The organism is Celeribacter baekdonensis, assembly GCF_003047105.1.
GTDB classification, from domain to species: domain Bacteria; phylum Pseudomonadota; class Alphaproteobacteria; order Rhodobacterales; family Rhodobacteraceae; genus Celeribacter; species Celeribacter baekdonensis_B.
On record NZ_CP028475.1, the window covers coordinates 2,772,150 to 2,796,766 of the forward strand.

Annotated in this window: 20 protein-coding genes; 3 read left to right on the forward strand and 17 right to left on the reverse strand. The window is 56.9% G+C overall.

All coding sequences use genetic code 11. From position 1 onward, the window contains the following. Positions 1-9: 9 nt before the first annotated feature. From DA792_RS17235 to chvE, 8 genes are all read right to left on the reverse strand, one after another. Positions 10-933, reverse strand: coding sequence for a 2-dehydro-3-deoxygalactonokinase (locus tag DA792_RS17235; RefSeq protein ID WP_107721461.1), 924 nt, complete (start codon positions 931-933; stop codon positions 10-12). Next, positions 930-2,447 carry an aldehyde dehydrogenase (NADP(+)) gene (locus tag DA792_RS17240; protein ID WP_107721463.1) on the reverse strand — a complete coding sequence of 506 codons (1,518 nt, stop codon included), beginning with the start codon at positions 2,445-2,447 and terminating at the stop codon, positions 930-932. The genes DA792_RS17235 and DA792_RS17240 overlap by 4 nt, the downstream gene beginning before the upstream one ends. A gap of 16 nt (positions 2,448-2,463) precedes the next feature. Further along, a complete protein-coding gene (locus DA792_RS17245) occupies positions 2,464-3,381 on the reverse strand; it encodes a dihydrodipicolinate synthase family protein (RefSeq protein WP_107721467.1) in 918 nt (305 codons plus the stop codon). Positions 3,382-3,399: 18 nt separating this feature from the next. Continuing rightward, positions 3,400-4,329: a Gfo/Idh/MocA family protein gene (locus tag DA792_RS17250; RefSeq protein ID WP_107721469.1), complete on the reverse strand. Its 930-nt coding sequence runs from the start codon at positions 4,327-4,329 to the stop codon at positions 3,400-3,402. Then, complete coding sequence (gene araD / locus DA792_RS17255) at positions 4,329-6,074, reverse strand: L-arabinonate dehydratase (RefSeq protein WP_107721471.1); 1,746 nt, start codon at positions 6,072-6,074, stop codon at positions 4,329-4,331. Before araD ends, DA792_RS17250 begins: the two co-directional genes overlap by 1 nt. A gap of 24 nt (positions 6,075-6,098) precedes the next feature. Further along, entirely contained in the window at positions 6,099-7,310 is a 1,212-nt protein-coding gene (gene mmsB, locus DA792_RS17260) for a multiple monosaccharide ABC transporter permease (protein WP_107721473.1), read from the reverse strand. Between the two features lie 12 nt (positions 7,311-7,322). After that, positions 7,323-8,840: a multiple monosaccharide ABC transporter ATP-binding protein gene (gene mmsA, locus DA792_RS17265; RefSeq protein ID WP_107722753.1), complete on the reverse strand. Its 1,518-nt coding sequence runs from the start codon at positions 8,838-8,840 to the stop codon at positions 7,323-7,325. 127 nt (positions 8,841-8,967) lie between these two features. After that, on the reverse strand, positions 8,968-10,020 hold the full coding sequence (chvE, locus tag DA792_RS17270) for a multiple monosaccharide ABC transporter substrate-binding protein (RefSeq protein WP_107721475.1): 1,053 nt from the start codon (positions 10,018-10,020) through the stop codon (positions 8,968-8,970). Positions 10,021-10,181: 161 nt separating this feature from the next. Between chvE and DA792_RS17275 the strand changes: the two genes are divergently transcribed. Then, positions 10,182-11,099, forward strand: coding sequence for a LysR family transcriptional regulator (locus DA792_RS17275; protein WP_107721477.1), 918 nt, complete (start codon positions 10,182-10,184; stop codon positions 11,097-11,099). A 306-nt stretch (positions 11,100-11,405) separates the two neighbouring features. On the opposite strand, the gene DA792_RS17280 is transcribed toward DA792_RS17275, so the two are convergent. The 5 genes from DA792_RS17280 to DA792_RS17300 form a co-directional block, all read right to left on the reverse strand. Beyond that, the gene (locus DA792_RS17280) at positions 11,406-12,047 is read right to left on the reverse strand and encodes a queuosine precursor transporter (protein ID WP_107721478.1); all 642 of its coding nucleotides are present in this window, start codon (positions 12,045-12,047) and stop codon (positions 11,406-11,408) included. A 95-nt stretch (positions 12,048-12,142) separates the two neighbouring features. Next, the gene (locus DA792_RS17285) at positions 12,143-13,024 is read right to left on the reverse strand and encodes an esterase-like activity of phytase family protein (RefSeq protein WP_107721480.1); all 882 of its coding nucleotides are present in this window, start codon (positions 13,022-13,024) and stop codon (positions 12,143-12,145) included. Further along, the gene (gene mepA / locus DA792_RS17290; protein WP_107721482.1) at positions 12,997-13,905 is read right to left on the reverse strand and encodes a penicillin-insensitive murein endopeptidase; all 909 of its coding nucleotides are present in this window, start codon (positions 13,903-13,905) and stop codon (positions 12,997-12,999) included. The genes DA792_RS17285 and mepA overlap by 28 nt, the downstream gene beginning before the upstream one ends. Positions 13,906-13,907: 2 nt before the next feature. Next, positions 13,908-15,290: an MFS transporter gene (locus DA792_RS17295; RefSeq protein ID WP_107721484.1), complete on the reverse strand. Its 1,383-nt coding sequence runs from the start codon at positions 15,288-15,290 to the stop codon at positions 13,908-13,910. Between the two features lie 69 nt (positions 15,291-15,359). Continuing rightward, positions 15,360-15,962, reverse strand: a complete 603-nt coding sequence (locus DA792_RS17300; RefSeq protein ID WP_254679302.1) for an acyl-CoA thioesterase — start codon at positions 15,960-15,962, stop codon at positions 15,360-15,362. A gap of 69 nt (positions 15,963-16,031) precedes the next feature. Here DA792_RS17300 and DA792_RS17305 point away from each other — a divergent pair, with 69 nt between their 5' ends. After that, positions 16,032-16,319 (forward strand): YggT family protein, encoded by a 288-nt coding sequence (locus tag DA792_RS17305; RefSeq protein ID WP_107721486.1) that lies wholly within the window; start codon positions 16,032-16,034, stop codon positions 16,317-16,319. Between the two features lie 58 nt (positions 16,320-16,377). Continuing rightward, positions 16,378-18,447 carry a DNA helicase RecQ gene (gene recQ, locus DA792_RS17310; RefSeq protein ID WP_107721488.1) on the forward strand — a complete coding sequence of 690 codons (2,070 nt, stop codon included), beginning with the start codon at positions 16,378-16,380 and terminating at the stop codon, positions 18,445-18,447. A 4-nt stretch (positions 18,448-18,451) separates the two neighbouring features. On the opposite strand, the gene DA792_RS17315 is transcribed toward recQ, so the two are convergent. From DA792_RS17315 to DA792_RS17330, 4 genes are all read right to left on the reverse strand, one after another. Further along, a complete protein-coding gene (locus DA792_RS17315; protein WP_107721490.1) occupies positions 18,452-20,635 on the reverse strand; it encodes an ATP-binding protein in 2,184 nt (727 codons plus the stop codon). Positions 20,636-20,839: 204 nt separating this feature from the next. Further along, positions 20,840-21,583 (reverse strand): metallophosphoesterase family protein, encoded by a 744-nt coding sequence (locus DA792_RS17320; RefSeq protein ID WP_107721492.1) that lies wholly within the window; start codon positions 21,581-21,583, stop codon positions 20,840-20,842. Between the two features lie 87 nt (positions 21,584-21,670). Further along, positions 21,671-23,263, reverse strand: coding sequence for a phosphoglycerate dehydrogenase (gene serA, locus DA792_RS17325; protein WP_107721494.1), 1,593 nt, complete (start codon positions 23,261-23,263; stop codon positions 21,671-21,673). 75 nt (positions 23,264-23,338) lie between these two features. Continuing rightward, positions 23,339-24,481, reverse strand: a complete 1,143-nt coding sequence (locus tag DA792_RS17330; protein ID WP_107721496.1) for a phosphoserine transaminase — start codon at positions 24,479-24,481, stop codon at positions 23,339-23,341. Positions 24,482-24,617: the final 136 nt, after the last annotated feature.

Below are 24,617 nucleotides of genomic sequence, written 5' to 3' on the forward strand. Positions count from 1 at the left end.
GCGATGTCCTTATGGCTCAAACATATGCGGGTAGGCGGCGTGCAATCCGCACAGAGCAAGATCGCGCCCGTCCTCAATGTGCGGTGTGGAACCGAGTTCGGACAGCGCGCGTGCGTAAAGTGTGGTCAAGGGTCCAGCGCCGATCAAAGTCACCTTGTGTCCGCTCCAAAAATCGCGAGTTGCGGCCAATTCGATGCCAATCAAAAGCCCGGAAAGTCGAGAACGCAAGGTCGAGGAGGGTGTGGCGTTCAAAAGGCTTTCGGCGCGCAGAGCAAACAGCGCGGCAAAGGCCGTCTCCCCCGCATCCAAAGCGTGGAGTACGCCCCGTATGAATGCGGCCTCATCGAGCGTATCCCCGGCAATGTTGCGGCCAACACTGTGCCGCAACACGGAGTGTTCGGATAAAAGCGCAAACATCTCACCCGTCATCACTGTGCGAAAGTGGCGCACTGTTCCATGCGCCAAAGTCACCCATTTGCTATGGGTGCCGGGCAGACAGAGAGTGCCGTCAAATTCGGGATGAAGGGCTGCGAACCCGGCGATTTGGGTCTCTTCACCTCGCATCACATCGGCGGGCGTGGCTTGGGACAGGCCGGGAAGGATACGCACAGTGATCAAGGGCGATGTGATCAAAGGCGCAACGCCCCCGGTGCCAAGTGCGCCCAAGGTGACGGGGACCGGCAAATAGGGGGCCTCGGCCCAGCCTTGTCGCGCCCCCGCCATGCCACAGATCAGTACGGGGGTCGTGCGCGCAGGATCAAGCAGACCGTCGCAAAGGTTCAGGAGCACCGGCTCAAACTGCTCCGGCGTCAACCGTCCCATGCCTTGATCCGAACTCCGCTCGATCCTCACCTGACCTTGGGCGTCTATCGCCCAAAGCCTGAGGTTCGAGGTGCCCCAGTCGACGCCAATCCAGTCTGCAAATGGGCTCACCCGATCAGATCTCCCGGCAAGACGGCCTCTGGGATGTTTTGGTAGCTGACAGGGCGTAGGAAGCGACGGATCGCCAGGGTGCCGACCGAGGTCGCGCCAAAGTTGGTCGAGGCCGGATAAGGCCCGCCATGCACCATCGCGTCACAGACCTCGACCCCGGTCGGAAAACCGTTGGCAAGGATGCGCCCAGCTTTGCGTTCAAGGATTGGCAAAAGGCAACGCGCCAGATCGGCATCGCCCGCGTCCATGTGCAGCGTGCAGGTCAATTGTCCCTGAAGCGATTTGGCCACCGCGCTCATCTCATTCACATCCGTCACCCGAACAATCAGGCCAAGCGGCCCAAACACCTCTTCGCCTAAAACCTCATTCGCGAGCCATTCGGCCCCGGTCGTGGCAAAGAGATAGGGGGTCGCGTTGCGCAGGTCGCAGGTCGAGGTCAGCACCTCTTGGACACCGCTTGTGGCGGCGATTTTGTCTCGGCCAGAGCGGTAGGCCTTGGCGATCCCATCGGTGAGCATGACTTGCGCGCCGGTGGCAGACAGGGCTTTGATCGCGGCGTCCATATAGGTGTCGGCGTCAGGCCCGTCGATGACGATGGAAATGCCCGGGTTGGTGCAAAACTGCCCCGCTCCCATTGTCAGCGATCCGGCCCAGCCTGTGCCCAACTCTGCCGCGCGCGTGGACATCGCAGCGGGCAAAAGGAACATCGGATTGACCGAGCCCAATTCGCCGAAAAACGGGATCGGGTCCGGACGCTGGGCGCAGAGATCAAACAAGGCCCGACCGCCACCCAAGGAGCCAGTAAAGCCCACGGCGCGGATGAGGGGATGCTGCACAAGCGCCGCACCCACCTCGCGCGAGCCGCCTTGCACGAGTGAGAACACGCCGGGGTGTACGCCGCATTTTTGGATCGCGGCATGAATCGCCTCGGCGATGATTTCGCCCGTGCCGGGGTGGGCATCGTGGCCCTTGACCACAACCGGACAACCCGCCGCCAGCGCCGACGCCGTGTCACCGCCTGCGGTGGAAAACGCCAGCGGGAAATTAGAGGCTCCAAACACGGCCACCGGGCCGATCGGGCGCTGTATCATCCGAATGTCGGGGCGTGGCAAAGGCTGACGATCCGGCAAGGCCACGTCATGACGGCGGTCCAAATAATCGCCCTTGAGGATATGCGTGGCAAACAGGCGCAACTGGCCCGTGGTGCGGCCGCGTTCGCCCTGAAGGCGGCCTTCGGGCAGGCCGGATTCCTGCGATCCGATCTCGGTGATCGCTTCGGCGCGGGCTTCGATCTCGTCTGCGATTGTGTTTAATAATGCGGCGCGATCTTCGCGGGAGCTATAGCCAAAGGACCAAAATGCCTCTTCGGCGGCTTGCACCGCCCGGTCCACCACATCAGGTGTGCCGTGTGAAAACAGATGTGACGAGCCATGGGCCGGGGCGGAGGCGAATGTGTCTTTGCTCGCAACCCAGTCGCCTGCGATCAGATGTTTGCCGTGTGGAGTGAAGGTCATGGGAGGATGTCCTCTCTTATTTGCCCCATTTCAGGGCGATAACGTCAAGGTCACGCGACAGTTGCAACAGTCGTGTTTTGGTGCGCGCGCTCATCGGTTGCAATGGGGCGCGGACATAATCGCTTTGGATCACGCCACCCTCCATCATCACGGTTTTCGCCGCGCGCAGGCCGCATTGGCGGTTCTCGTGATTGATCAACGGTAGGCACAAACGCCATTGATCCAAAGCCGCGTCGATGTTGCCGGCGCGGTGCTCGATCAGGATGGGGCGGATTTTTTCCGGCTGAAGCGCGGAGGTCATCGTCCCGGTACAACCTGCGTCCAGATCGGCCAAAAGCGTGACCGCCTCTTCGCCATCAAACGGGCCAACGATGTGATCACCACCCGCCTCGATAAGGGCTGCGAGTTTATCGGCGGCAAAGGGTGTCTCCATCTTGAAATAAGACACATTTTCGATCTCTTTTGCCATCCGAACTAAAAATGGCACAGATAATGTCACGCCAGACAAAGGCGCATCTTGGACCATGATTGGGATATTCACCGCGTCAGAAACGGCTTTGAATTGGCCGAAAATGGCGTGTTCAGGCGGGACCAGACCGACGCCATGATAGGGCGGCATCATCATCAACATCGCGGCGCCCATGGCCTGTGCTTCGCGCGCACGGGCTACGACAATCTCATTGGCGAAATGCGAAATGGTCACGATCACCGGAACGCGACCGGCGACATGTTCCAAACTCACACGGGTCAAAAGCGCGCGTTCTTCGTCCGACAACAGGAATTGTTCGGAGTAATTGGCAAGGATACAGATCGCATCGACGCCTTGGTCGATCATACAATCCAACACGCGCTTCATGCCCTCAGAGTCGACTTGACCATCGGCAAAAAACGGCGTGGGGGCGACGGGAAGAATGCCAGTTAAGGGGTGTTTCATAGCGGGAAATCTTTCGTGTCAGTCGTGAAAAGGGTCAACGGCGATCCGACGGCCAAGGGCCAACGCATCTGAGACATGCACCATCGGGCGCAGGTCCATGTCGATGCCGCCACGCGCAATCAAAGCGGCCATATTGGCGTAAAGGCGGGGGTATTCGCCACTGAGCGGGGTGTCGTCTACAAGCGCGTCTTCACGGCCATCCACCATGATCCGTGCGCCGCCATCGAGCAACGTCAGGGTGCCTTGATCCGTCACCGCCTCGATGGTCCAGATTTGATCCCCCTCTTGGCGCCAATCGAACGCGGCACTGACGTTGGCTCCGCGGGGATGATAAAACGCCAGATTGGCGGCGATCGGGGTTTGACGGTTTTCGGGCACCATCAGTGTGGCGTCACGCAGATGAATGTCCACGGGCAAGATTTCGGTCACGATGGACAGCGCATTGATGCCCGGATCAAACACCCCCATGCCGCCCGGCTCCCAAATCCAATCCTGGTTCGGGTGCCAACGGCGCACGTCTTCTTTCCACGTCACTTTCAGGTTCAAAAGCGTTTTGTCCGCGAGCCATGCTTTGGCCAACGCCACCTTATCTGCCTCGCGCGAATGCCATGTGGCATAGAGCGACAGGCCGTTGTCTTTGGCCAGTTTGGTCAAGGCATGGCATTCGGCCAAGGTCGCCCCGGGGGGCTTTTCCAACATCACATGACGGCCAGCCATGAGTGCCTTTGCGGCATAGTCAAACCGCGGCACCGGAGGAAGACAGAGGGAGATCACACGGATGTCGGGGCGATCGCTGAGGAGTTGGTCAAAATCGGTATAGCTGTCGACGCCATCAACCGCACCATGGCGGGACACAGTGGCCGCCAAGTCCCATTGATCCGACGCGGAAATCGAGGGGATATGTTGGTCCACTGCGATCTTGCCGATCCCTACGAGTGCAAGTTGCATCAATGCGAATCCTTTCCGACAGCCGAGCCACGACAACCTTTGAGGAAATCCAGATCGGCCCCCGTGTCTGCGCCCTCAACGTGTTGTTGATGTAACCAAGCATAGCCACTTTCGGCGCGCTCATGTTGGGGTGTCCAGTTTGCGAGCCGTTCGGCCAATTCCGCATCCGAAATGTCCAAATGCAACCGACGATTGGCGACATCCAACTCAATCATATCGCCATTTTGCACCACAGCGAGCGGGCCACCGGCGGCGGCTTCGGGTGAGGTGTGCAACACGACGGTGCCATAGGCGGTGCCCGACATCCGGGCATCCGAAATGCGCACCATATCGGTGATGCCCTTTTTCAGGATCTTCGGCGGCAGACCCATGTTGCCCACTTCGGCCATGCCCGGATAGCCTTTGGGGCCACAGTTTTTCATCACCATGATGCAGGTCTCATCAATATCGAGATCGGGGTCTTCGATCTTGGCTTTGTAGTCATCAATGTCCTCAAACACGACCGCGCGACCTTTGTGCTGCAACAGCGCGGGCGTGGCGGCGGAGGGTTTGAGCACAGCACCTTTCGGCGCTAAATTGCCTTTGACCACGACGATGCCACCCGATTGTGTGAGCGCTTTGTCTGTGGGTAGGATCACGTCGTCATTGTGGTTCACAACGCCTTTGACCTCATCCCACATGGATTGGCCAGACACGGTGATCGCGTCTTTGTGGAGCAACCCGCCCTCGCCCAGACGTTTGATCACGACAGGCAGACCACCCGCGTAAAAGAACTCTTCCATCAGGTATTTGCCGGAGGGCATGAGGTTCACAATCGTCGGCACATCGCGACCACAACGATCCCAATCCTCAAGCGTCAAATCAATGCCCACCCGGCCCGCCATCGCCAAAAGGTGGATCACCGCGTTGGTCGATCCGCCGATGGCGGCATTGGTGCGGATGGCGTTTTCAAACGCGTGCTTGGTCATCACGTCGGAGGGTTTCAAATCGTCTTTGACCATTTGAACGATGCGCCGCCCGGACAGTTGCGCCATCACGCGGCGGCGGCTGTCCACGGCAGGGATTGCGGCGTTGCCCGACAAAGCCATGCCCAAGGCTTCGGCCATCGACGCCATGGTGGATGCCGTGCCCATGGTGTTGCAGGTGCCGGTGGAGCGCGACATCGAGGCCTCGGCTTCCAAGAACTCGTCCTGCGTCATCTCGCCCGCTTTCACCGCTTCGGAGAATTTCCAAAGATGCGTGCCTGACCCGACCCGTTCGTTGCGGTAGTAGCCATTGAGCATCGGCCCGCCGGTCACCACGATGGCGGGCAAATCGACAGAGGCCGCAGCCATCATCAACGATGGCGTGGTCTTGTCACAGCCAACCAAAAGCACACAGCCGTCCATCGGTTGTCCGCGAATGGTTTCCTCCACGGCCAAAGCGGCCAAGTTGCGAAACATCATTGCGGTCGGGCGAAAGGTGTTTTCCGAGGCGGAGAACACCGGCACTTCGACCGGGAATCCACCAGCCTCCCAAATGCCTGCTTTCACCTTCTCAGCCAGTTCCTTCATGTGGATGCCGTTGCAGGGCGACAGCTCGGACCATGTGTTCAGGATGCCGATGATCGGGCGTCCGTCGAACAGGTCATGCGGGTAGCCTTGGTTTTTCATCCAGCCGCGATGGTAAATCGTATCGCGGGAATTGCCGCCGTACCACTCTTGGCTTCTGAGTCGGCGCGGCCATTTTGCGGGCGTAAATGCCATGGGATGGCTCCTTTCCGTCAGGCCTCAGCCTTGTTTGTTTTTGTTGTAAACGTCAAAGAACACGGCAGCGAGCAGCACCAGGCCCTTGATCACCTGTTGGTAATCAATGCCGATGCCCATGATCGACATGCCATTGTTCATCACGCCCATGATAAAGGCACCCACAACGGCCCCGATGATTTTGCCCGAGCCACCCGACATTGACGCGCCACCGATGAACACCGCCGCGATCACGTCGAGTTCAAGTGAAAAGCCCGCTTTGGGGGTCGCCGTGTTCAACCGTGCGGCAAAGACCAACCCAGCTAAAGCGGCCAAGACGCCCATGTTCACAAAGGCCAAAAAGGTCAGGCGTTCGGTTTTGATACCCGACAGTTTCGCCGCCTTTTCATTGCCGCCCAGCGCATAGATGCGGCGGCCAATAACGGTGCGTTCAGTGACAAAAGCGTAGATCATGATCAATACGCCCATGGTCACCACCACATTGGGCAGGCCGCGAAAGGTGGAGAGTTTGAACATCAAAAACACGATGGCCGCGCTGACGATCAAAGTGCGGGCCCAGAACAGCCCTGCGGGTTCGCTCTCAATGCCATAGTCCATATCGCGTTTGCGCGCTTTCAGGCCCATGCGGATGACAGAGACTGCGGCGGCAAGGCCGAGCGCAAAGGAGAGCACGTTGAATTTGCGTGCGCCAAAGAGCATCGCCAGACCTTCGCCCCAGCTCGCTGGGAAAAGCTCCGGCACAAAGCCCGTTGAGATGATCTGAAAGCTCTTGGGAAAGGGGCCAACCGATTGGCCTTCAAGCAGCCACAGCGACAAGCCACGAAACACCAACATGCCCGCGAGGGTCACGATGAAAGACGGGATGCGCCAATAGGCCACGAAATAGCCCTGCGCGCCGCCAATTGCGGCCCCCGCAATCAAACAGATCGGCACGGTCACAGCCACCGGCAGGTTGTAGTGAACGATCAACACGGCGGCCAAAGCGCCGACAAATCCCATCACCGAACCGACAGACAGGTCGATGTGGCCCGCGACAATGACGATGAGCATCCCCAGCGCCATGATGATCACATAGCTGTTTTGCAAGAACAGGTTGGTGATGTTTACCGGGCGCATCAATGTGCCGCCGGTGACGATTTGAAAGAATACCATGATGGCGATCAGCGCAAACAACAGACCGAAATCGCGCATATGGGCGGCCAAATGTGCCTTAATCCCTTTGGTGTGAGTGTCCATTTCCACGGCCCCTTATTCGTTGACGATGAGCGACATGATGCGCTCTTGGTTGGCCTCTTCGGCGGAGAGTTCGCCGACAAAAGCGCCTTCGTTCATGACGTAAATGCGATCACTCATGCCTAAGAGTTCGGGCATCTCGGACGAGATCATCACGACCCCTTTGCCCTGTGCCGAAAGCTCATTGATGATCGCGTAGATTTCGTATTTCGCACCCACGTCGATACCGCGGGTCGGTTCATCAAGGATCAAAACCTCGGGCGAGGTGTTCAGCCATTTGGCCAAAACCACCTTTTGCTGATTGCCGCCTGACAGGTTGCCGACCTTTTGAAACACCGAGGGCGTGCGGGTGCGCAGGGCTTCGCGGTAGTCTTCGGCCACTTTGGTCTCTGCGTTGGCGTTCAAAACGCCGCCTTTGGACACGCCTTCAAGATGGGCCAAAGTGGTGTTGAACCGAATGGTTTCGTCCAGGATCAACCCAAGGCTTTTGCGGTCCTCGGTGACATAGGCCAAACCCGCCTTGATCGCCCGATCAACACGGGACACATCGGCCTCTTTGCTGTGCAATTTGACTGTGCCGGTGATGCCGCGCCCATAGGAGCGGCCAAAAATCGACATGGCCAATTCGGTCCGCCCTGAGCCCATAAGCCCAGCGATGCCAACCACTTCGCCGGCGCGGACATTGAACGCGATGTCTTTGATCACCTGACGGTCCGCATGTTCGGGGTGCCAGACGTTCCAGCCCTCAACCTCCATCAACATTTCGCCCGCCCGGCGGGTGCGCGCGGGATAGCGGTCGGACATATCGCGCCCGACCATGTCGCGCACGATCTGATCTTCGGACAGGCCCGCCTTGGCGTCCAATGTTGAGACCGACCGACCGTCACGGATCACCGTCACTGTGTCGGCGACATAGCGCACCTCGCCCAGCTTGTGCGAAATGATGATCGAGGTGACGCCCTGCGCCTTAAGCTCCAGCATCAGGTCCAAAAGTTTACGCGAGTCGCCCTCTTGTAGCGCCGCTGTCGGCTCGTCGAGGATCAAAAGTTTCACATCCTTGGAGAGCGCTTTCGCGATCTCAACAAGTTGCTGTTTGCCGACACCCAGACTGTCAATCAGCGTGGTTGGGCTTTCATTGAGGCCGACTTTTTTCAACAGCGCGCTGGTGCGTTGGTTGGCTTCGTGCCAATTGATCACGCCGCCTTTGGCCGTCTCATTGCCCAAGAAAATGTTTTCAGCAATTGACAGTTGCGGCACCAAAGCCAGCTCTTGGTGAATGATGATGATACCGCGATCTTCGCTGTCGCGGATGCCCTGAAACTGCGCCAAAGCGCCCTCAAAATGAATCTCGCCGTCATAGCTGCCTGCCGGATACACGCCGGACAGAACCTTCATCAAGGTTGATTTTCCGGCGCCGTTTTCGCCGCAAATGGCGTGAATTTCGCCGTCTTTTACCGCAAGGTTCACCTGATCAAGCGCTTTCACGCCGGGGAACTCTTTGGTGATGTCTCGCATTTCGAGAAGTGTGGTCATGATGTCCCCTTTGAGCGCCACGCGCTCCGTCCTGCCTTTGTCCGCGCCCACCCCGGTGGGACAAAGGAAACGCGTCGCCCGACCCCGGAAAGAACCCGGACGACGCTGATCTCAAATCAAGTGGAGGTTACTTGATCTGATCCATGCTGTAATACCCGGAGCCGATCAGCACCTCTTCCCAATTGCTGGCGTCAACGGCGACGGGTTCCAACAGGTAAGAGGGGATGACTTTGACGCCGTTGTCGTAGGTGGTGGTGTCGTTGATCTCTGGCTCAGAACCGCCAAGAACCGCGTTCACCATGCCGACGGTCACTTTCGCAAGCTCGCGCGTGTCTTTGAACACGGTCGAATATTGCTCGCCTGCCAAGATGGATTTCACCGACGGCACTTCTGCGTCTTGACCGGACACGATCGGCATTTTCAAATCGCCAGAGCCGTACCCCACGCCTTTGAGCGAGGACAGGATGCCGATGGAGAGACCGTCATAAGGGGACAAAACGCCGTGGACTTCTTTGTCGGTATAATTGGCGGACAAGATGTTATCCATCCGTGCCTGAGCCACAGAACCGTCCCAGCGCAGGGTGCCGACTTTGTCCATGCCCATTTGACCGGACTGAACAACGATGGTGCCATCATCAATCAAAGGCTGAAGGATCGACATCGCGCCATTGTAAAAGAAATAGGCGTTGTTGTCGTCCGGCGAGCCGCCGAAGAGTTCGACGTTATACGGTCCGTCGCCAAACCGCGCTTTCAGACCCTCAACGATGGAGGTTGCTTGTTGCACGCCGACTTTGAAATTGTCGAATGTGGCATAATAATCGAGATCGCCAGAGTCGCGGATCAAACGGTCATAGGCGATGACTTTCACGCCCGCCGCAGCCGCATTTTCGAGTGCATTCGACAAGGTGGTGCCGTCAATCGCCGCAATCACCAACACGTCCACGCCTTTGGTGATCATGTTTTCGATCTGCGCCAATTGGTTCGGAATGTCGTCTTCGGCATATTGAAGATCGGCGGTGTAGCCTGCCGCTTCAAGTTCCTTAACCATATTGTCCCCGTCCGCGATCCAACGCGCCGAAGATTTGGTCGGCATGGCGATGCCCACAAGCCCGTCTGCATAGGCCGCTGACGACAATGCAATTGCCGCAGTCGCTGCGGCAAGAATAGTTTTGAGTTTCATAGTTCCTCCCAATCGGACGCTCCACACGGCCTCCCCGGCCGTCTCCCACGTCCCGTTTTAGGGTTGATCCCCTAGTGCGGACCCTAGGCAGGCTTCACATAACTGTAAAATTCTATTATGTGTGTTTGGCATATCATAAATGTTATATGAGGCATGTTCCCATGGCCCATCTACGACAAACCAAATCGACCCACCTCGGATTGATCCTTAGAATCGCCGAAGTGGGGCAGTTGCAAAAGGCCGCCTCCTCTATGGCCATGTCGCAACCTGCCGCCTCTCGCATCTTGGCCGACATGGAAAAAAACGTGGGCGCACCATTGTTTAAGCGGGGGCCAAAAGGCATGGAGGTCACGCCGCTTGGTATGGCCTTTGTTCGCCACGCCCGCGTGATCCTCTCGGAACTTGATGGTCTCGATAAAGACGTCCAGCGGCTCAAAAGCGGGCAGGCGGGGGAGGTTCGGATTGGCTCGGTGACAGGGCCTGCGGTTTCGACTCTGATGCCAGCGTTGGAGGCGGTGCGCGCCCGTTCACCGCATATCGACGTGACTATCGAGGTCGGCCCCTCCGTTGATCTGGTGCGGGGTTTGGACGAAGGCCGATTCGATTTCATCTTTGCCCGAATCCCTGCGACCCAAGACAGTCGGGATTTTTTGGTACATCCGGCGCAGGAGGAAATCGTCCGTCTGATCATCCGCGACAGCCATCCTTTGGCGGGCCGCGCCAATGTGCGCCTTGAGGATTTGCAAGACTATGATTGGGTCATTCAGGAACGCGGTTCTCCCATCCGACTTGCGGTGGAGGAGGCGTTTCACAGCGCGGGCGAACCCACGCCGACCCGCATTATCAACAGTTCGTCTTTGTTGATCGTGTTGGCCATGCTGGATAGTTTGGACGTCATTGCACCGCAATCGAAAGAGGTCGCGAGCCTATTGAGCGGGCCTATTCTGGGCGGACATTTGACTACCATAGACCTTGCGGAAAAGATCACAGTCTCGCCCTATTACATCATCCGCAACCGTTTCAAAGAACTGCCGCAAGCCGCCAAGGATTTCTACGATGAGGTGTTGTTGCGCATCTAAAGCGTTCCGCCATAAACTTGTTTCAGGTTAAAGGCGGAACGCTTTAAATGCGCGGCCTTTGACAACGACATGCGGCCAAAGGAAAAGGGCTGTCCAGATCAGACAGCCCTTCGAGATCTTCGGAGATGGGCCAGTTAGGAAAGAGCCCAATCAGGGGTGTTTAACCCAAAGGACTGCCTCTAAGTCGCGGCCCCCCCGACTGTCTTGACCTCAATCTCCACTATCACTCTAGACACTGGACCACCTCCTTTCGATGAATTGCCGATACTTGGATGGTGGCACAGATTTGGTATATGGCAAGTAAAATTATACTAAAGGTGCCGTCATCCGCCTAACAATGAGGCGGAAAGGTACGAGAGCGATTAAGGCGAGGGCAAGTTTTACACCCCAATCGGCCACTGCGAGCGAGACCCAGAGCGGTACGGCAGGGCCGACCAACAAGAACGGCACAGAATCCCACGCCCAAGAAATTTCCATATCCGCAGTTTCACCAAAGAAAACAATGGACTGAGAAAAGGCGAGGGTGAAAAAGATCGTGGTGTCTAATGCCGACCCGATGAAGGAAGAGGCAAATGGCGCTTTCCACCAGGCTCCATCCCGTAACTTATTGAAAATAAAGACATCAACAAGCTGAGCAACGAGGAAAGCGGTGGCAGACCCCACAGCCACACGCAATGCGACTGCGGCATAGGTATAGCCGTCGCCTTGCAGCATGATCTGTGTGCCGATGAGCGAACACACAATGCCGGTGGCAAAGCCCGCAAAAATAACTTTGCGCGCAGATTGCACGCCATAGACGCGATTGATCACATCGGTGACGAGAAAGGCAAAGGGGTAAGTAAAGGCGCCCCAGGTCAAAAGCCCATCAGCGATGAGGAATTGTACGAGGATATTGGAGGCCACAACAATGGCGGCCATGGCAAGAATGCCAGGAAGGATGCGTTTCATGTTAGATCCGTTTTTTATCGAAGGTGACGGCAACTCGGCCCCGCGACTGCGAGGCGATGGGCGCGTTTAACCCCAGTATAACTGCAATTCAAGCGCTATTTCGGCACCAGGTAATCGACCAGTTCGGTGCGCTGGAAGAACCGGAAATTGTCGTCGGAGATCATTGTGAGGTGAATCCCCGCCGCATCAGACCAAACCGAAATGCCCTCAAGATTGTCATGGGTGCCTGTCGTCGTGCGCAACAGTTCGATCTCATTGGCGGGGCCTTTGGGTGTCATATCGAACCGCCGCACGCGGCTTGAAAACCCGATCCCGGTGAACCAGCGTTCCAAAAGATAGAGCTTCCCGTCCGGGCCAAAATCCATCCCGACAGGTAGAAAATCCGTGCCACTGTGCCGTGGGATCGACCAGGGCTGATCCCAGCCTGTCCCAGCGCGAAAACGATAGAGCGGAAAGGGGCGGTCCATCGCCCCAGAGCGTTCCGGTAGCGTAAAGATTGCGCCATTTTCATCCACGGCTAGGGCCTCAAGCGACGAATTGGCCTGCATCTTGGTGAAATCGGGGTGGCCTTTGAGATCCGTCGTCTGTCCTGTTTTAAACGACAGTCGTGCGACCCGATGCTTGCCCTCAAAGGAGACGTAAGCGGTGCCGTTTGGCGCCAAAGCAAACCCTTCAGAATCGCCTTTGGCGATCCCCATAGGGGTACCATTCTCGGACCTGAGGCGTTGAACCTTATCAATTTGAGCTGCGGACACGACGCCTTTGTCAGTCCGGGTCAATGTGCCGGAAAACAGGGTAGCGCGATCTGAGAGTGCGTAAAAGTGATGCCCATCCTCCGATATTTCCAACCCTGAAAATCCACCAAAACGCTCCTCAGGGGATGTCCACACAAAGCTGCCCAGATAGTGCGCGCTTTCGGCCTGCCCTGTGAGCGGGACAAGGCTCGCGATCAGCGCGAGGAGGCTACGGCGGAGCATTGTGCAGGGAGTGTCGCGAGGGTGATTGGTGGTTTCGGTTTCGCAGGCTTGGCATTGGGGTTTGGCGGTGGCGGATTGAGGATGTTGTTCACCCAGTCCTGCGCGTCGGCACAGCCATCGCCTGGCGGTGGCGGGGCTTGGTCCACACAAGCATTATCGCCTTTCGGACAGTTCAACCGCACATGAAAATGATAGTGGTGACCATACCACGGTCGGATTTTGCGCAGCCACGTCCGGTCGCCCTTTTCATCCTTACACATTTGGACTTTTGCGCCGGGAAAGACAAAAATCCGCGCCACGCGAGGGTCGCTTGCCGCAGCTTTCAAAACCTGATGATGCTGTGGTGTCCAACTGTCGTTAACATAGGCACCTGCGGCGCGGCGCATCGAAATCGACGAAATGTTTTCGCGTTCCGCCGCGGTTAAATCCAACCGTTTCGGCGGCAACATCCAAATGTCGGCGTCCAACCCGATTTGATGGCTGGCATGGCCCGAAGACATCGGCCCGCCACGCGGCTGGCTCATGTCGCCGACGTAAATGCCGGCCCATCCTGGTTGAGCGGCGGCTTTGCGCGACAGATCTTCGAGGAAATCAATCAAAACAGGATGGCCATAATTGCGGTTGCGCGACAGGCGCATCGCTTGCCATGTCGGCCCGGTTTCGGGCAATTGCGCCGCCCCGCCGATACAGCCCTTGGCATAGCTGCCAAAGGAGGCTGGTTCTTGTCTTGAGGGCGTAGCAATGGGGCCAAAGACCTCTTTGGCAGGTCTGTGATCGGATGAGGAAACTGTGACCTTGTGCTCCGGCGCACGGTCTTTTCCGCCGCCGACGCAGGCGACAAGCATCACACAGGCCAACAGGCCAACCCAATTACGCATCATTTTTACACCTTTGTTCCTTCTGGCGTTCCCTCAGGATTGACCCAAGCTAACAGCACAAGCCCGAGAAGGAAAAGCCCGATCAGCGGCATAATGCCGAGGCGCTGTGATCCGGTGACATCAGACATCACTGCGATCAAGCCAGGGGCCAGAAAAGACGTCGCTTTTCCCGACAATGCGTAAAGTCCGAACGCTTCTGTCATCCGATCTGGGTCGGCTTGACGCACCATCATCGTGCGGCTTGCCGATTGGATCACGCCCGCGACGGCACCCAAGACCGCACCACAGATGTAAAACGCCACATCCGGCAGTTTGCTTGTGGCGTCAACGGCCATGAACAGCACGCTTTCGCGGGTGATGGTCAAGATCACCAAACAGGTTGAGACCAGCACAAGGATGCAGAAAATGATCACGGGTTTCGGGCCAAATTTTTGATCGGCAAAGCCACCAAAATAGGTGAAAATTGCGCCTGTTAAAGCCGCCAAAATACCGAACACGCCAATGTCGACCACGCTCCAATTGAGCGCGCCAAGGGCGTAAATACCGCCAAAGGTAAACACGCCATTTAACGCATCGCGGTAGAACATTGACGAGATCAGATAGGAAAACAGCGATTTGCGCGAGGGCAAGGACGCGAGCGTGCGACCGAGATCACGAATGCCTTTTGACACGGCGCCGGTGAGTGACAAGCCTTTGATCTTTGGCTCTGTGACCCAAAGGAAAAACGGGATCATCGAGATCACAAACCAAAGTGCCACAAACGGGCCGACGAACCGCGTGCCTTCGCGCATCTCCGGGTTAAATCCGAACAGGGGCGGGATGCCCAAAAGTGTCCCGCCAGAGGCGTTTTCGGCGAAGAGCAGAAGCATGATCACCAGCGCAATGATCCCGCCGACATAGCCCCAAGCCCAGCCATTGCCCGAGATTTTGCCAATCTCAGCGCGGGTGCCCAAAGCGGGCAAAAGCGCGTTGGTGAAAATTGTGGTGAATTCGACCCCAATCAGGCCCAAACCAAAGAAAATCAGCACGAGTACCGTGGGGAAATCGCCCGGTGCCGCGAGCCAAAGTCCCGCAGCGCCAATCACATAGAGCGCGGAGAACAGTTTGATCCACGGCATCCGGCTACCGCTTTCATCGGCAATCGAGCCGAGCAAAGGCGCGCTCACCGCAATCAACAACCCGGTCACGGTCAAACCATAGCCCCAGATGGATTGCGCCTGCGCCTTGGCTTGTAACGTTTCCATGCCGCCAGCCGTCAGATAAGAAATCACCTGTTCGGCAAAATAGGGGCCGAAAATAAAGCTGATGATGAGCGTGTGAAAGGGCTGCGTCGCCCAGTCATACATCATCCAGCCCCAGATACGTTTTTTGTGACTTGGTGCGCCCATGGTCCTGCCTTCTCACCTCAGTTGACGCGATAGAACAGGCAAATGGGGGCGCGCGCAACGCCTAAGGCATCAATCGCGCACAGGCGGCCAAGGTCGCGTGTTGTCCGCCTCAATCCAATTTTGAACCCACTCGGGCAGGGGCGGACTTTCGATGTCTGGCTCGATCATCGCCAAAAGGTCGCGCGGCGGCACCATTTTGCGGTTTTTGATCACAGCGCCCCGGATCAGAATATGGTTACAACAGTCACCCTTTTGGTCCCACATCGACTGTTCGATATAGAGAAACCTGTCATCAAACCCCAACGGCTTGGTCCACATATCGACCTTTTGAAACGTCGTGACCCGCTTGCGATAGCGCACCGAGGCCCCGGCCACAGCCATGCCAAACCCACCGGTTTTTGCCGCCTGGGCGGTGCCATTGCGGATCGACATCGGAATCCGACCAAGATCAAAGAGTGTTAAGGTTCTTCCGTTATTCAACTCAAGCCAAAGGTCAATGTCCCAAGGCAGGCAATAGTGATGCGACAAATGTGCGTCGAACAGGCCAAGTTTTGGCGCGTTACGCACTTTGCGGGATTGATGGATCATGCGGACAAATGGATACATGCGTAAACCTTTCGCAGTCGCGGCAAATTCGGTCAAGCCGGGACGTTGCGGCACGGGATGCGACATCGTCCATCTTGCACGATCGGGACGGAGACCTTAGGTGATTGAACAACCTTACTGATTGGACCCCTGCACATGATGTCTCTTTCCCAAATTCTTCTCATGATCCTCGGCATCGTGAAATTCGTCATGATCGTTCAGATCATCATGAGCTGGTTGATCAATTTTCAGGTGCTCAACGTGCGCCAGCCGTTGGTCTATCAAATCTGGGAAGGCCTCTCGCGTTTGTTGGAGCCAATCTATCGTCCGATCCGTAAAATCCTACCGCCGATGAGTGGTCTCGACCTTGCTCCGCTGGTGGCCTTTATCGCGATCTACGCGCTGGAGCGGATCATCTATAACAACGCAGGCATGTTCTACTAAACCGCTTGAGCCTCGCGGCTGCCCGTGCGATTCTGACCGCAACAAAGAGCAGGATCACATGGACACTCTCAAGGCGGACCCGAACACGGGAAACCACGCGCGCGCGCTTTTGTCGTCCGTGTTCGGATTTGACGCGTTTCGCCCCGGCCAGGAAGAGATCGTTGATGCCGTCATTGCGGGGCGCAATGTCTTGGCGATCATGCCGACGGGTGGCGGCAAATCGCTGTGTTTCCAACTTCCCGCGATGGTGCGTGACGGGTTGACCGTGGTCATCTCTCCTCTGATCGCCTTGATGCGCGATCAGGTTCAGGCGCTCAAGGCGGTGGGGGTCGAGGCGGGCGCACTCACCTCTGGCAACACCGATGAAGAGACCGATGAGGTCTTTGCTGCCCTCGCCGAAAACCGTCTCAAACTCCTCTATATGGCACCCGAACGCTTGGCTTCCGGTGGTACATTACCTCTGTTGCGGCGGGCCAATGTGTCGCTGATCGCTGTGGATGAGGCCCATTGTGTATCGCAATGGGGGCATGATTTTCGCCCTGATTATTTGCGCATCGGTGATCTGCGCCGTGCGCTCGATGTGCCTTTGGCCGCATTTACTGCGACCGCTGACGAAGAAACCCGTGGCGAAATCATCACCCGGCTGTTTGACGGCCAAACGCCCGAGGCGTTTCTGCGCGGCTTTGATCGGCCAAACATCCACCTCGCCTTCGCAGTTAAAGATCAGCCCCGCCGTCAAATCCTTGGCTTTGCCTCTGCACGCAAAGGTCAATCCGGCATCGTCTATTGCGGCACCCGTGCCAAAACCGAAAGCCTCGCCAAGGCGCTGACCGATGCGGGTCATCTCGCGCAGGCCTATCATGGCGGTATGGAGCCTGAGCGTCGCCGCGATGTCGAACGTCAGTTTCAACAAGAGGACGAGTTGATCGTTGTCGCCACCGTTGCTTTTGGCATGGGCATCGACAAACCGGATATCCGCTGGGTCGCCCATGCCGACCTGCCGAAATCGGTCGAAAGCTATTATCAGGAAATTGGGCGTTCGGGCCGCGATGGTGCGCCTGCTGAAACCCTCACGCTCTTTGGCCCCGACGACATCCGGTTTCGGCGCACTCAGATTGACGAAAGCCCGGCCCCCTCGGATCGTCGCGCCGCGGATCATGCTCGGTTGAATGCGCTTTTGGGGCTGGCAGAGGCGCAGATGTGCCGGCGTCAAACCTTGCTGTCCTATTTTGGCGAGACCTCCGAGCCTTGTGGCAATTGCGACCTGTGCGACAGTCCCCCCGCGCTGTTTGATGGCACGGTCGCGGTGCGCAAGGCATTGTCCGCTGTGTTGCGGTGTGACGAAGGCTTTGGCGCCGGGCATTTGATTGACGTGCTGACGGGCACGATGACGGACAAGGTTGGGCAGTGGAATCACGACCAATTGTCGGTGTTTGGCGTGGGTAAAGAATACGACAAACGGCAATGGAATGCGGTGTTTCGGCAAATGATGGGGGCCGATCTTGTGCGGCCCAACCCGGATCGGTTCGGCGCGTTGTTCATGACCGAACCCGCGATGCCGATCCTCAAAGGCGAGGCGAGTATCACCCTGCGCCGCGATACCTTGGCCAAGGCCCACAAAGGCCCGGTGGCCAAGGCGCTGGTGTCTGATGAAGACGCGCCGCTTTTGTCCGCTCTCAAAGCCAAACGCCGCGCGCTTGCCGAAGAGCAACGCGTCCCGGCCTACGTCGTGTTTGCCGATCGCACGCTGATCGAAATGGCCGAAACGCGACCGCAAAGCCTTGATGAGATGGTGCGGATTGGGGGTGTTGGGGCCAAAAAACTTGAACGCTACGGCGATGCGTTTCTCTCGGTCATCTTAGGCGCGCCAAGCCCCGAGGTGCATCCGTCACGGCGCAAACTTGCGAGTTCCGGTGGTGGGGATTTGTTTGATCAGTTGCAAGAGATCCAACTTAAACTTGCGCGTGGTGAGTGTGGCACGCTGAAACCGCTGGCGCTTTCACCCGGACAGATTGCCAAAATCGTCCAATTGCGTCCGCGCGACCTTTCCGCGATGGCGCGCATCATTGGTGAAAAGCCTGCCGAACGTTTTGGCCCGGCTATGTTGGACGTGATTGCGGCGGCTTAGTGGCTTATTCGCCGGCCATGACGGTATCGCCGGAGGCAACGGTGGCTGGTTCTTCCGGGAGGATTGGACAGCAGCCTTTTGGAAGCTCTGTCAAAATACGATCTACTATAGACGCCTTTCTGAGAGGTTTTGTCATATAATGGTCTAAACCTGCCGCAAGAATGTCATGCTCGTCACCTGCCATCGCATGCGCCGTCAGGGCCACAATTGGGACATGCGCCCCGGTGTCAATTTCAAGCGCGCGGATTTGACGGGTGGCCTCTTTGCCATCCACCTCGGGCATGGAAATATCCATAAAGATCAAGTCCGGCTGAAAACCCTGATATTGCTCCACCGCCTCGCGCCCGTTGTTGGCAAAGCGCAATTCGATGTCGAGGGATTTAAGCATTTTCCCGAACACCAATTGATTGGTCTTGTTGTCCTCCGCCGCCAAAACCCGCATGCGACGACCGGTTTCGGATGTGGGGTGGCTTGGCTCTTCTGGGATGATCGACGACAAGGCCCGCCATAGGTTTGCCCGCAACAGTGGCTTTTGCAACGTTGTGGCATCATGCCCGTCCAAAGAACCCGCCGAAACCGGCCCGGAGGTCATCAACAGGATCGGCGCCGTGACACCGCGCATGCGCAGGGTTTTGATCAAGGTGCCGATGTCGGTGTTTGGCATATTGTTGTCGAGCAAAAAAACCTGTGCATCGAGCGGTGATGCCAAAAGCGTATCAGCACTTTCAAACGGCGACACCTCAAATCCCAGCACCGTCAATTGCTTTTCCAAGATCAAGGAATTGGCATGGATATGATCCAAAAGCGCGGCTTTGTGCATCCATGATGGCAGGTGCTGCTCTTCTAGCTGTGCAATCACGTCCATGGTGATGTGGAAGCCAAAACACGATCCCACGCCCTCTTCGCTATCGACCCAGATCTCTCCGCCCATCAATTGAACCAACTGACGGGTGATGGCGAGTCCAAGGCCGGTGCCTTCGAATTTGCGATTGCGCTCGTCTTCGACCTGATTGAATTCGCCAAAAATATGCTCGATCATATCAGGGGCGATGCCAATCCCGGTGTCTTCAACGGAAATATGGATGCGCTGGCGTTTGCCCCCTTCCTCTGGCAGGCCAACAACGCGGACGATGACGTGGCCCGCATGGGTAAATTTCACCGCATTGCCAACAAGATTGGTCAAAACCTGACGCATCCGACCGGGATCACCGATGAAACGGGTCGGTAAGAACATGTCATAGTCGATGATCAGATCGACTTTTTTCTGGGTCGCGGTGGGTTGTAGCAGCACCAAAACATCCTGAATGCAGCGTTCAAGATCAAAGGGTTCGGGGTGCAAGGACAGTTTCGAGGCTTCGATTTTCGAGTAATCCAGCACGTCATTGATCAGCCCCAAAAGCGCTTCGCCTGAGGATTTGATGGTTTCGACGTAGAGGATTTGTTCCTCGTTCAATTCGGTTTCCGCCAAGAGATCGGCCATGCCAACCATACCGTTCATTGGCGTGCGGATTTCATGGCTCATATTGGCCAGAAACGCAGATTTGGCGCGGTTGGCGGCCTCGGCTTTGGTCCGCGCTTTTTTAAGCCGTTCTTCGTAGCGGATCGTCGAGGTGATGTTGAGACCCAAGGACACCATATCACCGTCAGAGGAGCGGCGATCGACCAGTTTGACGAATTGGTTGTTCCAAAGCCGCAGCACATGGGGTTCGCGCGATGGTGCACGCCAGCGGATCATGGCGCGTTCGATAAAGGCATCGCGGGTCAGTTCACCAATATCAACGATGCCCTCTTCGACCGCGAGTTTGAGAATGTCGGGATAGCTGATGCCGGGTTGTATGTCTTCGAGCCCGTCAAACACCCGAAGATAGGCCGGATTGGCGGCGATCATGATGTCAGACGGGTCAAAAACGGCGAACCCATCCTGAATGGTTTCAAGCGAGTCCCAAAGACGGCGTTCGGCAATATGGACGGCCACATTGGCCTTTTCCAAATCCTCTTTGGTGCGGATGTTCTCGCCGCGCAGCACCTCAGTCTCTTCGCGTTTGACGATGATCTCATCTGACAGAGACCGCGCATGTTGCGACAGCTTTCGATTGGCTTCGAAAAGCTCGGCCTGTTTGAGTTCCAGAAGCCGCTCAGCGGCAAGGCGTGCGCGGCGTTCCTGAGAAAACGTTTCAGACAGTGACATATGGGACCTCTTCAAACCCTGCCCGGTCCTAGTCAACCGGGGCTTTGCGGTAGAATGGTCCAAACAGGGTGAAGAGAGTCTTAATCAAATTGCGAAAATTGACATGAAAAGACCGCGCAGAGCCGCAAATCCGCGTAATCACACAAGAGATGTCATGCACTGAGGCTGTTGATTGCCGATGTCAGGGCCGTGCGGAGCCTTAGCTTATCCGGGCTTGGCGTGGGTGAGGGGCTTACGGCCGGTCTCGGTTACCACCTCTTCATGACCGTGCTCAATCACCAATGTTGTCATCGGGTGGCCGTAACCTGCGCCGGAATCAATGTCGATGCGGTTGCCAAAATGGGTGGGCTCATCCAAGGCCGTGTGCCCATGCACCACCATCGCTGGCAATGTGCCGTGATAATCAAGCCAGCCTTCGCGAATCCAAATCAGATCCTCTTCTTCTTGATCCTCAAGCGCCACGCCGGGTCGAATGCCCGCATGAACAAAGAGATAATTGCCCCATTGATGGGTCAGTGGCAGGTTTTCGATAAAGTCCAAATGAGCCGTAGGAACGCCCTTATGGGCGCGCATGTGACAGAGCTCAAAGTCACCGTCTTTGGCCTCGACGCCATAGGAGGCCAGCGTTTCCACCCCGCCCAGCGCCGGGTGTAGCCAGCTTTTGCCGGATTTGATCTGAGCATCATGAGCAATGCCGTGGCGGACAAAGCGGGTAAACATCCGGTCGTGGTTGCCGCGAATGGCCAACCACGGCTGACCTGCCGCGATCCCATCCATTAGATATTGGATCACACCATTGCTGTCTGGTCCACGATCGACGTAATCGCCAAGGTGGATGATCTTTGCATCGGGGTCGCCCACGCGCACCTTATCCGCTTCAATCCGCTTATGAGCGGCCTTGAGCATGTCGAGTTGTCCGTGAATGTCTCCGATGGCGTAGATGCGCATGTGTCTCTCCTGTGCTGCGGCCAAAATAGAAGGGCCGCCGGAAAACTCCAGCGGCCCTTGGTGATCTTTTCGTGACTGTTGCTTTGATTACGCTTTGAAGTGCAGCGGGATCACGCGTTGGAACAACCCGGTGTCTTTCAGCGCGGACACAGTTTCCGGTTTGATCGGCGTATCAAGGAAAGTCATCGCAATCGCATCACCGCCCTCGGAGGCGCGGCCCAGCGTGAAGTTCGCGATGTTTTCGCCATGCTCGGCCAACAATGTCCCGAGTTTACCCAACACACCCGGCACGTCTTTGTTGGTGGTGTAGAGCATGTGCTCGCCGATCTCGGAATCAATGGTGATGCCTTTGATCTGGATAAAGCGCGGCTTGCCATCGGAGAACACAGTGCCCGCGATGGTGCGATATTTTTCAACCGTTTGGATGTCGAGTTTGATGAAGCCATCAAATGTGCCCGATGCATCTTGGGTGGTTTTGGAAATCTGAATGCCACGCTCTTTGGCGATCAGCGGGGCCGACACCATGTTCACGTCCGGGTTCACCGCCTGCATGATGCCTGCGATCACGGCGGCTTCCAGCGCCTTGAGGTTCATCTCAGAGGCGACGCCATCATAGGTGATGTTGATGGTTTCGATCGCTTCCTCAGTGACCTGACCAATGAACGACCCAAGGCTTTCACCAAGTTTCACCCACGGACCCATGACTTTGGCTTCTTCGGCGCTCATCGACGGCATGTTCAGCGCGTTTTCAACGGCGCCATCCAGCAGGTAGTTGGCCATTTGCTCGGCCACTTGCAGCGCCACGTTTTCTTGGGCTTCGGTGGTGGAGGCCCCAAGGTGCGGGGTGCAAACGACGTTCGGCAGGTTGAACAGCGGGTTCTCGGTGGCGGGTTCGACGGCGAAGACGTCAAAGGCAGCACCAGCAACGTGACCGGATTTCAACAATTCGGCCAAAGCCACCTCGTCAACCAAACCACCGCGGGCACAGTTGATGATGCGCACGCCCTTTTTGGTTTTCTCAAGGTTCTCTTTCGAGAGGATGTTGCGAGTGCTGTCGGTCAGCGGCACGTGCAGGGTGATGAAATCAGCGCGTTTGAGCAACTCGTCGAGTTCGACTTTCTCAACGCCCATTTCAGCCGCACGTTCCTCGGAGAGGAAGGGATCATAGGCGACCACTTTCATCTTCAAGCCAAGCGCACGGTTGCACACGATGCCACCGATGTTGCCCGCGCCGATCACGCCAAGGGTTTTCGCGGTCAGCTCGACCCCCATGAATTTGGATTTTTCCCATTTGCCAGCATGGGTCGAGGCGGAGGCCTCGGGCAATTGACGTGCCACGGCAAACATCATCGCAATCGCGTGTTCTGCAGTGGTGATCATGTTGCCGAACGGCGTGTTCATCACGATCACGCCTTTTTTCGAAGCGGCTTCTTTGTCGACGTTATCGGTGCCGATGCCGGCACGACCGACCACTTTGAGGTTGGTGGCGTGTTCCAAAAGGGCCGCGGTCACTTTGGTCGCGGAGCGGATCGCAAGACCGTCGTATTTGCCGATCACTTCGGCGAGTTTGTCTTTGTCTTTGCCGAGTTTGGGTTCGAAATCCACTTCGATGCCACGGTCACGGAAGATTTGAACAGCGGTTTCAGACAGGCTGTCGGAGACGAGAACTTTGGGGGCCATGATGGGCGCTCCTGAAATATGTGTGGGGGTGTCGGGCGCGCTCCGCCCGACTGAATGTTTGAAAATCTGGCGCGCTTATTGCGCGTTGATGCACTCTTCAAAGGCCCATTTGAGCCAGAGCGTCAAAGCCTCGATGTCAGAGGATTCAATCGTCGCACCACACCACACGCGCAGGCCAGCCGGGGCATCGCGGTAGGCGCCGATGTCGTAGGCAGCGTTATACTCTTCGAGTTTTTTCGCCACAGCTTTCGCAAATGCCGCACCGTCTTTGATACGATCATCGGTGAATTTCAAACACACGGAGGTGTTGGACCGGGTGGCCTCATCCTCGGCAAGGTTGGCAATCCAATCGTTGCGATCACAGAAGTCCCAAAGCACTTTTGCGTTGGTGGTGGAGCGTTCGATCAGCTTCGGCAGACCGCCGATTTTTTGTGCCCACTCAAGTGCCACAAGGTAATCTTCGACCGCGAGCATGGAGGGCGTGTTGATCGTTTCGCCTTTAAAGATACCGTCGATCAGCTTGCCGCCTTTGGTCATGCGGAAAATCTTCGGCATCGGCCATGCGGGGGTGTAGGTTTCAAGACGCTCAACAGCACGCGGCGACAGAACGATCATGCCATGCGCTGCTTCGCCGCCCATCACCTTCTGCCAAGAGAAAGTGGTGACGTCGAGTTTGTCCCAAGGCAGGTCCATCGCGAAGGCCGCAGAGGTCGCATCACAAATGGTCAGGCCGTCACGGTCGGCCGGGATTTTGTCGCCATTGGGGACGCGCACGCCGGAGGTGGTGCCGTTCCAAGTGAACACAACGTCGGTGTTAAAATCAATCTCGGCGAAATCAACGATGTGACCGTAATCTGCGGTTTTGACTTCGGCGTCGATTTTGAGTTGTTTCACAACATCGGTGACCCAGCCGGAACCAAAAGATTCCCAAGCCACCATCGTGGCTTTACGTGCACCCAAAAGCGACCACATGGCCATCTCAACAGCGCCGGTGTCAGAGGCTGGAACGATACCGATTTTATAATCCTCGGGGATGCCGAGAATGTCGCGGGTCGTCTCAATCGCGGCTTTCAGCTTTGCCTTGCCAACGGCGGCACGGTGCGAGCGACCCAGAGGGGCGTCAGCCAGAAGATCGAGAGAAAATGTGGGGATTTTGGCACAGGGGCCAGAGGAAAAACGCGGATTCGCAGGACGCGAGTGCGGGTGCTTAGTAGCCATTGCTGGTATCCTTACAGATAAATGCCTCTCGTTGGGGAGAGGTGTCCCGTTGATCGAATTAGAGGCTTTCCGAGTGCGCAGCAATATAGATTCGCAAAAAGATGTCGCATTTTTATCCGACATACGTCGCATATGC

Coding starts and splice junctions, on each gene's coding strand:
- DA792_RS17240 (WP_107721463.1), bottom strand. CDS start 2,447: ATGACCTTCACTCCACACGGCAAACATCTGATCGCAGGCGACTGGGTT.
- DA792_RS17245 (WP_107721467.1), bottom strand. CDS start 3,381: ATGAAACACCCCTTAACTGGCATTCTTCCCGTCGCCCCCACGCCGTTT.
- DA792_RS17250 (WP_107721469.1), bottom strand. CDS start 4,329: ATGCAACTTGCACTCGTAGGGATCGGCAAGATCGCAGTGGACCAACAT.
- araD (WP_107721471.1), bottom strand. CDS start 6,074: ATGGCATTTACGCCCGCAAAATGGCCGCGCCGACTCAGAAGCCAAGAG.
- mmsB (WP_107721473.1), bottom strand. CDS start 7,310: ATGGACACTCACACCAAAGGGATTAAGGCACATTTGGCCGCCCATATG.
- mmsA (WP_107722753.1), bottom strand. CDS start 8,840: ATGACCACACTTCTCGAAATGCGAGACATCACCAAAGAGTTCCCCGGC.
- chvE (WP_107721475.1), bottom strand. CDS start 10,020: ATGAAACTCAAAACTATTCTTGCCGCAGCGACTGCGGCAATTGCATTG.
- DA792_RS17275 (WP_107721477.1), top strand. CDS start 10,182: ATGGCCCATCTACGACAAACCAAATCGACCCACCTCGGATTGATCCTT.
- DA792_RS17280 (WP_107721478.1), bottom strand. CDS start 12,047: ATGAAACGCATCCTTCCTGGCATTCTTGCCATGGCCGCCATTGTTGTG.
- DA792_RS17285 (WP_107721480.1), bottom strand. CDS start 13,024: ATGCTCCGCCGTAGCCTCCTCGCGCTGATCGCGAGCCTTGTCCCGCTC.
- mepA (WP_107721482.1), bottom strand. CDS start 13,905: ATGATGCGTAATTGGGTTGGCCTGTTGGCCTGTGTGATGCTTGTCGCC.
- DA792_RS17295 (WP_107721484.1), bottom strand. CDS start 15,290: ATGGGCGCACCAAGTCACAAAAAACGTATCTGGGGCTGGATGATGTAT.
- DA792_RS17300 (WP_254679302.1), bottom strand. CDS start 15,962: ATGTCGCATCCCGTGCCGCAACGTCCCGGCTTGACCGAATTTGCCGCG.
- DA792_RS17305 (WP_107721486.1), top strand. CDS start 16,032: ATGATGTCTCTTTCCCAAATTCTTCTCATGATCCTCGGCATCGTGAAA.
- recQ (WP_107721488.1), top strand. CDS start 16,378: ATGGACACTCTCAAGGCGGACCCGAACACGGGAAACCACGCGCGCGCG.
- DA792_RS17315 (WP_107721490.1), bottom strand. CDS start 20,635: ATGTCACTGTCTGAAACGTTTTCTCAGGAACGCCGCGCACGCCTTGCC.
- DA792_RS17320 (WP_107721492.1), bottom strand. CDS start 21,583: ATGCGCATCTACGCCATCGGAGACATTCACGGACAACTCGACATGCTC.
- serA (WP_107721494.1), bottom strand. CDS start 23,263: ATGGCCCCCAAAGTTCTCGTCTCCGACAGCCTGTCTGAAACCGCTGTT.
- DA792_RS17330 (WP_107721496.1), bottom strand. CDS start 24,481: ATGGCTACTAAGCACCCGCACTCGCGTCCTGCGAATCCGCGTTTTTCC.